This is a genomic window from Aeromonas sp. INTO2, from assembly GCF_049860605.1.
Classification (GTDB): domain Bacteria; phylum Pseudomonadota; class Gammaproteobacteria; order Enterobacterales; family Aeromonadaceae; genus Aeromonas; species Aeromonas caviae.
Genome location: NZ_CP187588.1, coordinates 2,093,755 through 2,106,416, shown reverse-complemented (window position 1 = coordinate 2,106,416; position 12,662 = coordinate 2,093,755). Strand labels below are relative to the sequence as shown.

The following is a 12,662-nucleotide window of genomic DNA, read 5'->3' as shown; positions in this document are numbered from 1 at the left end:
TAATGAAATCACTGTTCCGTTTGAAGAGACAATCAGGCCATGGATCAACTGGATGCGATGAGATTGTTCGTGCGGGTCGCCGAACTGGAGAACTTCACCCGCTGCGCCGAGCAGCTGGGCATCCCCAAGGCGACCCTCTCCGCCGCCATCCGCCGGCTGGAGGAGCGCATGGGGACCCGGCTCCTGCTGCGCACCACGAGGCGGGTGCAGCTCACCACGGACGGCCAGCTCTGCTACGCCAGGTGCCGGGATCTGCTGGCGGACATGGAGGAGTTTGACGGCCTGTTTCGCCAGGGGGGGCAGATCTCGGGACAACTGCGGGTGGACATGCCGAGCCGGATGGCGCGCCATCTGGTGATCCCGGCGCTGCCCGCCTTCCTGGCGCAGCACCCCGACTTGCAGCTGATGCTGAGCAGCACGGACAGGCGGGTGGATCTGGTGCGCGACGGGTTCGACTGCGTGGTGCGGGTCGGGGCGCTGGAGCCCTCCAGCCTGGTGGCGCGCCCCCTGGGTCACTATCGCCAGATCAACTGCGCCAGCGCCGGCTACCTGGCCCGTTACGGGGTGCCGCAGCGCCTCGCCGATCTGGCCGGGCACCGGCTGGTGCACTATGGTCCCGGGTTTGGTGCCGGGCAGGGGCGCAGCGAGCCCGGCTTTGAATACCTGGCGGAAGATGGCCGCCGCGCCCTGCTGCCCATGGCGGGGGCCCTCATGGTCAATGACAGCGAGACCTACCTGGCGGCGGCGCTGGCGGGGCTTGGCATCATCCAGATGCCGCGTGTGGGGGTCGAATCCCTGCTCGCGGGGGGCGAGCTGGTGAGCATCCTGCCCCAGTGGCAGCCGCCGCCGCTCCCCATCCACGCCCTCTATGCCCATCGCCGCCAACTGGCCCCCAGGGTCCAGCTCTTCATCCACTGGCTGGCGGGGTTGCTCGCCGCCCATCTCGGGGGCGCCTCAGAGGCGGCTGCGCCTTGAGCGAAACTCGCGGGGCGAGAGGGCAAACGCCTCACGAAAGAAGCGGGTAAAGCTGCTCTGGCGGGCAAAACCCAGGCGCTCCCCCACTGTCTGCAGGGGGAGGGCGGGATCCTGCAACAGGCGGCAGGCCTCCTCCCGGCGCACCCGCTCCAGCAGACCCGAGAAGTGGCACCCTTCCTCCCGCAGATGGCGGTTGAGGGTCCAGCGGGTCAGCTTGAGGTGCTCGCACACCCCATCGAGCAGAGAGGAGGCCTCGGCGCTCTCTTGCCACAGCTGCTGGCGGATGAGTGCCATCACCCTGTCCCGGTAGCGGCTGCTGGGGCGAAGCTGGGCCATCTGCCGGTCGAGCTCCCCGAGCAGCAGGGGTTGCAGGGGCAGGTTGCACTGCCCGTGGGCGAGATCGAGCAAGGCGGCGGGAAAGCGCAGCTCGAAGGCTGCCCCCTGTTGCAACCGCCCTTCCAGCCAGCCTGCCAGCTCACGCCACAGCCTGGGGCGTACCGGGGTGGGCAGCACCAGCAGCCCCTGGCCCGGGTGGTAGAACTGGAGCAGGGCATAGAGGTGGCAGAGGTTGGCCAGGCTGCTCAGGGTGATGACGTCCGGATGATCGGACTCCGAGTGGTAGCTGATCCTGGCCTGTCCCTCTTCTTCTTGCAGGCGGATCTCGTCGCTCTCGCCGATAAGGGGGCGGTAGGTGAGAAAGAAGTGCAGGGCCTGGCGAAGGGTGGAGGCGTTGCAGCACAGGCTCGCCAGCGACATGAAGTCGGCAAAGAGACCGGGGAGGGCGGGGGGCGTCCAATCGAGGGCCAGATCCACGTGGGGGGCTGCCCCGGCCAGCAGACGGAAGTGGCGCCCGGTGTCGAGCCGCCCCTGGGGGATCAGCAGCTCTTCGTGAGCGATGCCGCAGGGGTGCAGGAGGGCAGCAGGATCCCGCCCGCGGGCCTGCCAGTGGTTGAGGCAGTGCAGGGCAATCCGGTTGGAGACGGTCTTCACGGCAAAAATCCTTGTCAGCGGTGGCCCACCATCATCGGCCAACGGCGGCGGATTGCCGTGAGCCAGCGCCGCTTTCATGTTTCAGATTTGTAACCAAGGGTAACCCTGCAACCCTTTTCACACTTTTCAATCCTGCTCCCAACCGGCAACTTCCTGCACCCGACGGGCAAGTGAGAGGGGCCGCTTTTGCATAGAGTGGCGACTCCTACACACACAAGGAAGATAACAACAATGAAACACCACTCGCTCTCCCGAACCCGTGTCGCCCTCGCCATCGGGGCCCTGCTGCTGGCAGGGTGCAACGACAACGACTCCACCCCCAAGCCCGAGCAGCCGGTTCTGGGCCACCGCACCGTCACCCTCATCGAGCAGGACGGCCTGCAATTCAAGGATCTCGATGGCAGCGGCACCCTGACCCCCTACGAGGACTGGCGCCTCGGCGCCGCCGAGCGAGCCCGGGATCTGGTGGGCAGGCTCACCCTGGCCCAGAAGGCAGGGCTGATGATGCACGGCACCCTGGTGCTGGACGGGGCGGGGCGGGTGAACCTCGCGGCCATGGACAAGATGCTGCGCGAGGACGGGGTCAACACCTTCATCACCCGCATGGCCGGTGATCCGGCGGCCATCGCCGCGGACAACAACACCCTGCAGGCCCTGCTGGAAGGGGTGGGATTCGGCATCCCCATGACGGTGAGCACGGATCCCCGCAACCACTTCACCCATGATCCCAACGCCACCAGCATCGGTGCCGGGGCCTTCTCCCAGTGGCCCGAGACCCTGGGGCTGGCCGCCATCGGCGATGCCGCCCTGGTGCAGCGCTTTGGCGACATCGCCCGTCAGGAGTACCGGGCCGTCGGCATCCACGAGGCCCTCTCGCCCCAGGCGGATCTTGCGACCGAGCCGCGCTGGGGGCGCATCAACGGCACCTTCGGGGAAGACAACCTGCTCGCCAAGTCCCTGGTCAAGGCCTACATCGAGGGCTTCCAGCAGGGGAGCGAGGGGATAGGCAAGGAGAGCGTGGTCACCGTGGTCAAGCACTTCGCCGGGGCCGGTCCCCAGAAGGACGGGCTGGATGCCCACAACCCCTGGGGCAAGGAGCAGGTTTACCCCGGCGGTCAGTTTGCCTACCACCTGGTGCCCTTCGAGGGCGCCTTCGAGGCCAGGGTAGCCGCCGTGATGCCCTATTACGCCATGCCCCTGGGCCTGACCCAGGATGGGCAGCCCGTCGAGGAGGTGGGGTTTGGCTTCAACCGCCAGATCATCACGGATCTGTTGCGGGGTCACTTCAAGTTTGACGGCGTGGTGCTGAGCGACTGGGGCATCGTCAATGACTGTGACAGCCGCTGCGAGCAGGGGCTGACCCAGGATGAAGTCAATGCCGGGGTGAGCCCCTGGACCGTGCCCTTTGGCATGTCCTGGGGCGTGGAGAAGCTCACCAAGGCCGAGCGTTATGCCAAGGCCATCGACGCCGGGGTGGATCAGTTCGGTGGCGTGGAAGATCCGGCTCCCCTGCTGGCGGCGGTGCAGAGCGGTCTGGTGACCGAGGCGGCCATCACCACTTCGGCCGAGCGGATCCTGGCCCAGAAGTTTGCCCTCGGGCTCTTTGAGAATCCCTATGTGGATGCCGAGGCCGCGGTGGCCCTGGTGGGCAAGACAGAGTTCCAGCAAGAGGCCCAGGCCGCCCAGGCGGCGTCTCACGTGTTGCTGAAGAATGAGGGAGCCCTGCTGCCGCTGAAGGCGGACGGCAAGCGGGTCTACCTGCACAATGTCAACGCCGAGGTGGCCAGGGCCAACGGCTATACGGTGGTGACGAACCTGGCCGACGCGGAGCTTGCCATCGTGCGGGTCAACGCCCCGGGCGAGCAGGATCCCCGCTTCCCGTTTGGCAGCATCCACTTCGGTCAGCTCGGCTTTGCCAGCAATGATCAGGTGGTGCAGGAGACGGCCCACGAAGGGGTCTACCGCGGCGCGGATGACTTTGCCGCCATCCAGGCCATCGAGCAGGCCGGGGTGCCCATGGTGCTCTCCGTCTATCTGGACAGGCCCGCCATCCTGACCGAGGTGGCCCCGGCGGCCCGGGTGCTGCTCGCCAACTTCGGCGCCCTGGATCAGGCCCTGTTCGATGTCATGAGCGGCACCCAGAAGGCACGCGGCAAGCTCCCCTTCGAGCTGCCCTCCAGCTGGCAGGCGGTGCTGGCCCAGTCCCCGGATGTGGCCAAGGACTCACAAAGCCCGCTCTATCCCTACGGGGCCGGTCTGGCCTATTGATGGACAGGGATGTCCTGTCTCTCATCAAGGCGCCTGCGGGCGCCTTTTCCATTGCCCCCATCGACAATCCCGGTTTGGCGCAAGGGGTTGGCTTGGGCATAATGGCGCCCCGGCAACGGGTGCGGTGGCCAGTGTGGCGGGCACCCGGTCACAGTGCACAGGAGATGAGATGAAATTTATCGGAGCCCACGTCAGTGCGGCGGGCGGGGTGGAAAACACCATCGCCCGGGCCAAAGCCATCGGGGCCAACGCCTTCGCCCTGTTTACCAAGAACCAGCGCCAGTGGCAGGCGGCGCCCCTCTCCGAGGCCAGTATTCGCGCCTTCAAGGCCGCCTGCGAGAAGGAGGGCTTTCGCCCCGAGCAGATCCTGCCCCACGACAGCTACCTCATCAACCTGGGTCATCCCGACCCCGACGCCCTCGCCAAGTCCCGGGATGCGTTTCTGGACGAGATGAAGCGCTGCGAGCAACTGGGGCTGTGCTACCTGAACTTCCACCCGGGCAGCCATCTCAAGCAGATCCCCGAGGCGGTGAGCCTCAAGCTCGTGAGCGAGTCCATCAACTGGGCGCTGGAGCGCAGCGAAGGGGTGACGGCGGTGATCGAGAATACCGCCGGCCAGGGCACCAACCTCGGCTGGTCGTTCGAGCACCTGGCCACCCTCATCGACGGAGTAGAGGACAAGAGTCGGGTCGGCGTCTGCTTTGACACCTGCCACGCCTTCGCCGCCGGTTACGATCTGCGTACCCCCGAGGGGTGCGAGGCGGTGTTTGCCGACTTCGACCGCATCGTGGGGTTCCAGTACCTCAAGGGGATGCATATCAACGGCGCCAAGTGTACCTTCGGTAGTCGGGTCGACCGTCACCACAGCCTGCGGGAGGGCAACCTCGGCGAGGCGGTGTTCCACCACATCATGAACGACGACCGTTTCGACGGCATCCCGCTTATCCTCGAGACCATCGATGAGTCCATCTGGGGCGAGGAGATAAGCTGGCTGCGCAGCCTGGCCGGGAGCCCGCGCCCGGCGTGATGCCGGGGTCCACCATTGGGTAGCAAGGAGAGACGATGCACGACGAGACAAGGGCGCCCCTGCGCTTTGGCATTGCCGGGGCGGGGGCCATCGCCCGGCGTTTTTGCCGCGATGTGAACGGGCACGCCAGGGGAGCCGAGGTGGTGGCCATCGCCGCCCGGGACCAGGGACGGGCGGACGAGTTCGCCCGGGATCTGGGGCTGCCCCACGCCTATGGCAGCTATGAGGCCCTGGCCGCCAGCCCCGAGGTGGAGGCCGTCTATGTGGCGGTCATCCACCCGGAGCACGCGGGCCTGGTGAGGCAGATGCTGCTGGCGGGCAAGCACGTACTGGTGGAAAAACCGGCGGTGACCCGGGTGGCGGATTGGGACGCCCTGGTGGCGCTCGCCCACGCACGGGGCCTGCTGCTGCTCGAGGCCATGAAGGTGATGTGCTTCCCCGCCATGCGCGCCCTGTTGCAGCGCCTGCCCCTGCTGCCGCCGCCGCGCGAGCTGCGGGCGGCGTTCGGTTCGACCCAGCCCAGGGTGGGCAAGCTGTTCGATCCTGCCCTCGACGGCGGCGCCGCCTGGGACGTGGGGGTCTATCCCCTCTGGCTCCATGCCGCCCTCTGCCATCGGCTGGGGCTGGGCTGCCCCGCCCCCGAGGTGACGCTGACGCGGGCTCCGGGGGAGGTGGATCTTACCGCCAGCTTCACGTTCGATGAGCCGTTTCGGGCCGAGCTCGGGGCCTCCATCATCGAGGATCTCGAGCGGGAAGCGTCCTTGTCCGGGGAGGGGTGGCGCCTGGTCATCGAGGGCAAGTGGTGGAATCCCCAGCACATTCGCTGGCAAGGGGGGCCTGCCCCCGTCATCTGGCCGGCGGACATCTATCTGCCGGTGGAGGGGGGCGGCATGCAGCACGAGGCGGATCACTTCGCCGATTGCCTGCGCCACCGGCTGCTGGACTCCCCCTGGGTGCCCCAGGCCGTGACCCGGCAGGTGCTCGGCTGGATTGAAGGGGGACTCGCCGGCTGAGGCCGGGGAAGGGCTGAGGGTCGAGGGGAGCATCGGCTGAACGACAAGGGCGCCAATGGCGCCCTTGTCGTATCCGAAGGGGTTCTCACGCCAGGGTCTGGGCGCGGCAGAAGGCCAGGAAGCGGCGCAGGGCGACGGAGTGGAACTTCTGCTTGTGCCAGACGAGGGAGAGCTGGCGGGGGAAGCGGCGACTCGGGGTGAGGGCCACCAGGCGCCCCTGTGCCAGCCGGTCCGCCACCGCGAGGCGGGAGATGAAGGAGATGCCGAGCCCCTTCTCCACCGCCAGCATCACCGCCTCCAGGGTATTGAGCTCTATCCCCGCCTGCCAGCGGGGCAGGTGGGGCTGGAGCTGCTGCTCGAACTGCTCGCGGCTGCCGGATTGCGCCTCGCGCAGCACCCAGGTTTCCCCGGCAAGCCGGCGCAGGGGCAGCTCGAGCTGATCCGCCAGGGGGTGACCGGGGGCGGCGATGATGAGCATCTCGTCCTCCAGCCAGGGTTCGCTCACCAGGTCCGGGTGGTGGTTCTCCCCCTCGATGAGGGCGAGATCCAGCTCGAAGTGGGCGAGGGCATGGCACAGGAGGTGGGTGTTGGCGATGGTGACCCTGGGGGCGGCTCCCAGCTCCTGGGCCCCCTCCGCCAGCAGGGCGGGCAGCAGGTAGTTGCCGATGGTCTGGCTGGCCCCGAGGTGCAGCTGGCCGCTCGGCTCGGCATCGGGGCTGAAGAGCTGCTCTATCTCCTGCATCCGGGTCAGCAGCTCCTCGGCGGCCGGTTGCAGCAGGCGCCCCTCGCTGTTGAGCTGAAGCCTCGGGTGCACCCGGTCGAACAGGGGCGTGGCGAGCTGGCGCTCCAGCTCCTGCAGCGACTGGGAGACGGCCCCCTTGCTCAGGCAAAGTTCATTGGCGGCGCCCCCCAGGTTGCCGTGGCGGGCGATGGTGGCAAACACCTTGAGTTGTTGCAGGGTGAGCTTCATATCGTTTGATTTTCCTAAACGCTAAGTTCAATTCATTTAGATATCGTAAACGATAGACCCCCTTTATCCTATGCCCATCGTCATCATCAAGAGGGTATTCGCCATGATCGCAAGAACCCGCCGCTCCCTGGCCGCCGCCCCGACCCCCATGGCCGGTCTGGCTCTGGGGATCGCCAGCCTCGGCTGGTGCTGGGAAAATGCCGGTCAGTTCGATGGCCGTCTGCAACTGCTGGGGGCCGCCATCGCCGCCGTGCTGCTCCTCGTCCTGACCTTCAAGTTTCTGATCCACCCGCGCCTGCTGTGGCAGGATCTCGCCCATCCCGTGGTGGGCAGCGTGGTGCCCACCTACGCCATGGGGACCATGGTGGTCTCCAAGGCGGTCGGCCTGCTCGCCCCGACCCTGGGGCAGGGGCTCTGGCTGTTTGCGGTCATCATCCACCTCGTCTTCCTCGCCACTTTCGTCTGGCACAGGGCCAGAGCGTTCGAAATCCATCACATGGTGCCGAGCTGGTTTGTGCCGCCGGTGGGGATCATCGTGGCTGACGTGGCCTACCCGGGCGGTCCCTTCGCATCCCTGGCCACCGGCCTGCTCTGGTTCGGCATGGCCTGCTACGGCCTGATGCTGCCGCTGATGCTCTATCGCCTCATCTTCAGCCACGAGGTGCCGGATGCCGCCAAGCCCACTATCGCCATCCTGGCCGCCCCGGCGAGCCTGTCGCTGGCCGGCTACCTCACCGTGAGCCAGGATCCCTCCCTGCTGCTGGTGGCGGTGCTGCTCGGGATCGCCGTGCTGATGACCGGCATCATCTACCTGGCCTTCATCAAGCTGCTGCGCCTGCCGTTCTCGCCGGGTTACGCCGCTTTCACCTTCCCCCTGGTGATCGGGGCCACCGCCCTGTTCAAGGTGAGTCACCTGCTGTCGCAGTGGCCGGAGGCGGCCCGCTATGCCGAGCAGCTCCATCAGCTGGCCTATCTGGAGCTGGGGGTGGCCACCCTGGTGGTGGGTTACGTGGCCCTGCGTTACCTGATGTTCTTCCTGCCGGCGGTGCAGGATGACCTGCCGGGGCAGCCCGCACGCCGCTAGGCACAAGGTTTTCATCCCCCCTCGTCATCGACCCCGCCCGTGCGGGGTCTGCCGTTCGTGATGCAGTGACACAGAGGGGAATCAAATGAAGCAGATTAATTTTGTCAATCCGTGAAGTGGCTTAAATAGTTGCCCATACAGGCGACATTCAGTTGGCGTTAACTGGTAATACCTGTCACGATGCGCGCCACTTTATCTTCCCATTGTTTTGTCGTGCCCCATGTCCTCATCTGATCCCGTGTTTGACGCCCGATTCCAGCCTCGTCTGCTGCACCCCCGTTACTGGTTGAGCTGGCTCGCCCTCGGCGCCATCGGTGTGCTCGCCTTCGTGCCCCCGCGCTGGCGGGATCGCCTGGCCGATGCTCTGACGCCCCTGGTATGCGCCATCTCGAAGAAGCAGATCTACATCGCCAGGACCAACCTCGCCATCTGCTTCAAGGAGAAGAGCGAGGCCGAGCGGGAGGCCATCCTGATGACCTCCATCCGGGTCGGCCTCAAGAGCCTGCTGGGCTTTGGCGAGTTCACCTGGCGCAGCCCCGCCCACGTGATGGGGCGGATCCAGGTCAGCGGCTGGGAACATATCGAGGCGGAGCAGGCCGCTGGCCGACCGGTGATCCTGGTGGTGCCCCACAGCTGGCCCATCGACGCGGCGGGCTACTACTTTGCCCAGCGGGGCCTGCCCATGTGCACCATGATGAAGAGCGCCCGCAACCCGGTGTTCGACTGGCACATCAACGGCGCGCGGGCCCGGCACGGCTGCCGCGTCTATGAGCGCAGCGCCGGCATCAAGCCGGTGATCAAGGCGGTGAAATCCGGTCTGAGCTTCTTCTATCTGCCGGATCAGGATCACGGCCGGGAGGCAAGCCTGTTCGCCCCCTTCTTCAACCACCCCAAGGCGACGTTGCCGGCCCTGCCACGGCTGGTGAAGCTGACCGGCGCCCGGGCCCTGCCGGTGCTGGCCTGCTATGACGAGCAGGCGCACGGCTACCGGTTGGAGGTCGAGGCTCCCTACGCCGACTACCCGAGCGGGGATCTGATGGCGGATACCTGCCGCATGAACGACAGCGTGGAGCGCCAGCTCTGCCGCCACCCGGGCCAGTACATGTGGTTCCTCAAGATCTTCGACACCCGTGAGGATCAGGTGGGGCCGGATGGCCTCTACGAAGAGGGGATCCGGCGCATCCGCCGGGGCCTTGCTCCTCACCCCTGAGCCTTGCGCTCACCCGGTGCAAAAATGTGGCCCCAAGCGGGCCACTTTTTATTTCTAACTTGTCTGATCAGTGACTTGGCGCGGGGGCGCTGTGCAGGGCAGGGTAGAAAAAGTTGTCAGGATCACTAAAATGACGCTCTGTTTTGATGATTCGATGGCGACCATGTCCGCACAAGATCCGGTGTTTGACACCTCTTTTCATCCGCGCCTGCTGCACCCCCGTCTGTGGGGCAGCTGGCTGGCCGTCGCTCTGCTCTCCCTGCTGGCCTGGGTGCCGGCAAGGGCACGGGACAAGCTGGCCGACTACCTGGCCCCCCTGCTGCTGCGCGTCTCCAGGAAGCAGGCCTACATCGCCGACACCAACCTCAAGATCTGCTTCCCCCATCTCGACGAGGCGGGCCGTCAGGCCCTGCTGCTGAAATCCATCCGGGTGGGGCTCAAGACCTTCCTGGGCTTTGGCGAGCTGACCTGGCGCAGCCCCGACTTCCTCAAGGGGCGCGTCAAGGTGAGCGGCTGGGAGCACGTGGAGGCGGAGCGGGCAGCCGGTCGCCCCATGATCTTCGTGGTGCCCCACACCTGGGCGGTGGACATGATTGGCCGCTACTTCCCCCTCCAGGGGATCAAGATGTGCACCATGATGAAAAGCCCCAAGGATGCGGTGTTCGACTGGTACATCAACCGCGAGCGCAGCAAGGGTGGGCGTATCTACGAGCGCAGCGTCGGCATCAAGCCCGCCATCAAGGCCCTGCGCAGCGGCGACAGCTTTTTCTATCTGCCGGATCAGGATCACGGCCGGGAGGCGAGCCTCTTCGTGCCCTTCTTCAACCACCCCAAGGCGACCCTGCCGGCCCTGCCCAAACTGGTGAAGCTGACCGGTGCCCGCGCCGTGCCCATTCTGGCCTGCTACGACGAGGATCAGGGGTGCTACCGGCTGGAGATCGAGGCGCCGTTCGACCCTTATCCCACCGCGGATCTGGTAGCGGACGTCAACCAGATGAACCGCATGGTGGAGCAGCAGCTTGGCCGCTTCCCCGAGCAGTACATGTGGTTTCTCAAGATCTTCGAAACCCAGGAGCACGATCAGGGCGAAGACGGTCTCTACGAGGCGGGGATCCGCCGCATCCGCCAGGGGCTGCCACCGGAACCTTGATCGACACGGCCCCCTTGCGGGCCGTTTCTGACAGGGGTGGCAGGCCACCAGCAAACAGGTGCAAACAAGGTGCAAATAGGGTAAAAGGGCGGTCATGAAAATTCCAAATCGAATCCAACCTCTGGTTGATGACGGCCTGGTGGACGATGTCATCAGCCGGCTGATGAGCGGCAAAGAGGCCGACGTCTATGTGGTGCGCTGCGGCGACGAGATCCGCTGCGCCAAGGTCTACAAAGAGGCGTCAAAGCGCAGCTTCAAGCAGGCCGTGGTCTATCAGGAAGGGCGGCGGGTACGCAGCAGCCGCGATGCCCGCGCCATGGAGAAGGGCTCCAAGTACGGTCGCAAGCAGCACGAAGAGGTGTGGCAGAACACCGAGGTGGATGCCCTGTTCAAGCTGGCGGCGGCCGGGGTGCGGGTTCCCAGGCCCTATGTCTGCCTCGATGGCGTGCTGCTGATGGAGCTCATCACCGACGCCGACGGCAACGTCGCTCCCCGTCTCAACGATGTGGCCCTGACCCGTGAGCAGGCTCTGGTGGATCATGGCAAGGTGATCCGCTACGTGGTGCGCATGCTCTGCGCCGGTCTCATTCACGGGGATCTCTCGGAGTTCAACGTGCTGGTGGACGAAGAGGGGCCCGTCATCATCGACCTGCCCCAGGTGGTGGATGCCGCCGCCAACAACCAGGCCAGGGCCATGCTGGAGCGGGATGTCGACAACATGCGCAACTACTACGGCATGTATGCCCCCGAACTGCTCAAGACCCGGTATGCCCGGGAGATGTGGTCCTTGTTCGAGGATGGCAAGCTGGGCCCCGAGACCGAGCTCACCGGCCTGTTCGAAGAGAGCCGGGAGGCCATCGATCTGGATGGCGTGCTGCACGAGATAGAAAGTGCCCAGGAGGAGGCCATGGCCCGCCGGGCCAGGTTGCAGGCGGAGCAGGAAGAGGAGTCCTGACGGGCCTTCATTCCAATCAAAAAGAGCGCCATGGGCGCTCTTTTGTTTTGGACCCTGGCTCAGAGCCCGGTCAGGGGTGGCGCCTTGAGACGGGGCCCCTGGTAACCCGTCACCTCGCCAAAGCGCGGATGACCGCTCTCCCAGTCGGCGGCGGCGGTGCGAATGGCCTCCTTGTCGACGCTCACGAAGTTCCACCAGATCTGCAGCGGTTTGGGCAGGGGTTCGCCGCCAATGAGCAGCAGCCGGGCGCCCGGGCGCAGGGTCAGCGCCACCTCCCGGTTGCCGGGGGGCAGGTAGAGCAGCTGCTCCGGGGCCAGGGCCTCCCCTGCGACGATGGTCTCCCCCGCGAGGGGAAAGAGGCCGTGCTCGAAGGCGGGATCCAGGGGAAGGGTGATCTCGCCTCCCTCGGGGGCGTGCAGATCCAGCCCCAGAATGGGGGAGAAGTGCAGGGTGGGGGCGCGCCGGCTGCCGTGCTCGCCGATGAGCAGAGTGAGGGTGATCTCCCCTTGCTGCCAGCGGGGGAGCGTCGGGTAGTGATCGAAGCGGGGCGGGGTATGCTGATCCGCCTCTGGCAGGGCTATCCAGAGCTGGGCGGCGTGCAGATCGGGCTGGTTCGGGACCGACTCCTCCGTGTGGGCGATGCCCCGTCCTGCTGTCATCAGGTTCACCTGGCCCGGACGGATCACCTGCTTGCTGCCCAGGCTGTCCCGGTGGAGGATCTCCCCCTCCAGCATCCAGGTGAAGGTCTGCAGGGCGATGTGGGGGTGGGGCCCCACATCCATGCCGGGGGCGCCGGGGGCAAAGCGGGTCGGGCCGATATGATCGAGAAAACACCAGGGCCCGATGGTGCGCCGCTCCTTGACCGGGATGGCGCGAGCCACCGGGATGCCGCCCACATCGGTGAGGCGGGAGGCAATGCGTTGCCACTGTTGTGTCATGGGGTGCTCCTTGTCGAGGAAAAGGTTGGCGCGCGCAGGCCGCAGCGTCTGCCGGAAGTTGGACATGCCGTCTCGCCCGGTG

The 12,662-nt window shown here is 66.3% G+C and carries 11 protein-coding genes; 8 read left to right on the top strand and 3 right to left on the bottom strand.

The features are described 5' to 3' along the window. Positions 1-39: 39 nt before the first annotated feature. Positions 40-975 carry a LysR substrate-binding domain-containing protein gene (locus ACPW74_RS10020; protein WP_425859076.1) on the top strand — a complete coding sequence of 312 codons (936 nt, stop codon included), beginning with the start codon at positions 40-42 and terminating at the stop codon, positions 973-975. Here the strand turns inward: ACPW74_RS10020 and ACPW74_RS10015 are convergent. Continuing rightward, positions 955-1,965, bottom strand: a complete 1,011-nt coding sequence (locus ACPW74_RS10015) for a helix-turn-helix domain-containing protein (protein WP_425859075.1) — start codon at positions 1,963-1,965, stop codon at positions 955-957. The two genes, ACPW74_RS10020 and ACPW74_RS10015, sit on opposite strands and share 21 nt — an antisense overlap. A gap of 231 nt (positions 1,966-2,196) precedes the next feature. On the opposite strand from ACPW74_RS10015, the gene ACPW74_RS10010 reads away from it, so the two are divergent. The 3 genes from ACPW74_RS10010 (at position 2,197) to ACPW74_RS10000 (ending at position 6,273) form a co-directional block, all read left to right on the top strand. After that, complete coding sequence (locus tag ACPW74_RS10010; protein WP_323902150.1) at positions 2,197-4,233, top strand: glycoside hydrolase family 3 protein; 2,037 nt, start codon at positions 2,197-2,199, stop codon at positions 4,231-4,233. A 169-nt stretch (positions 4,234-4,402) separates the two neighbouring features. Then, on the top strand, positions 4,403-5,260 hold the full coding sequence (gene nfo, locus ACPW74_RS10005) for a deoxyribonuclease IV (protein WP_042880583.1): 858 nt from the start codon (positions 4,403-4,405) through the stop codon (positions 5,258-5,260). A 35-nt stretch (positions 5,261-5,295) separates the two neighbouring features. After that, positions 5,296-6,273 carry a Gfo/Idh/MocA family protein gene (locus ACPW74_RS10000; protein ID WP_010674620.1) on the top strand — a complete coding sequence of 326 codons (978 nt, stop codon included), beginning with the start codon at positions 5,296-5,298 and terminating at the stop codon, positions 6,271-6,273. A gap of 85 nt (positions 6,274-6,358) precedes the next feature. Here the strand turns inward: ACPW74_RS10000 and ACPW74_RS09995 are convergent, their stop codons facing one another. Further along, a complete protein-coding gene (locus ACPW74_RS09995) occupies positions 6,359-7,243 on the bottom strand; it encodes a LysR substrate-binding domain-containing protein (RefSeq protein WP_010674621.1) in 885 nt (294 codons plus the stop codon). 103 nt (positions 7,244-7,346) lie between these two features. Here ACPW74_RS09995 and ACPW74_RS09990 point away from each other — a divergent pair, with 103 nt between their 5' ends. The 4 genes from ACPW74_RS09990 (at position 7,347) to ACPW74_RS09975 (ending at position 11,642) form a co-directional block, all read left to right on the top strand. Beyond that, entirely contained in the window at positions 7,347-8,327 is a 981-nt protein-coding gene (locus ACPW74_RS09990) for a TDT family transporter (protein ID WP_029314475.1), read from the top strand. A gap of 220 nt (positions 8,328-8,547) precedes the next feature. Next, entirely contained in the window at positions 8,548-9,537 is a 990-nt protein-coding gene (locus ACPW74_RS09985) for a lipid A biosynthesis (KDO)2-(lauroyl)-lipid IVA acyltransferase (RefSeq protein ID WP_010674623.1), read from the top strand. A 154-nt stretch (positions 9,538-9,691) separates the two neighbouring features. Further along, positions 9,692-10,687, top strand: coding sequence for a lipid A biosynthesis acyltransferase (locus ACPW74_RS09980; RefSeq protein ID WP_041215911.1), 996 nt, complete (start codon positions 9,692-9,694; stop codon positions 10,685-10,687). A 94-nt stretch (positions 10,688-10,781) separates the two neighbouring features. Beyond that, positions 10,782-11,642, top strand: a complete 861-nt coding sequence (locus tag ACPW74_RS09975; RefSeq protein WP_029314478.1) for a PA4780 family RIO1-like protein kinase — start codon at positions 10,782-10,784, stop codon at positions 11,640-11,642. A gap of 59 nt (positions 11,643-11,701) precedes the next feature. On the opposite strand, the gene ACPW74_RS09970 is transcribed toward ACPW74_RS09975, so the two are convergent. Then, positions 11,702-12,580: a pirin family protein gene (locus tag ACPW74_RS09970; RefSeq protein WP_010674626.1), complete on the bottom strand. Its 879-nt coding sequence runs from the start codon at positions 12,578-12,580 to the stop codon at positions 11,702-11,704. Positions 12,581-12,662: the final 82 nt, after the last annotated feature.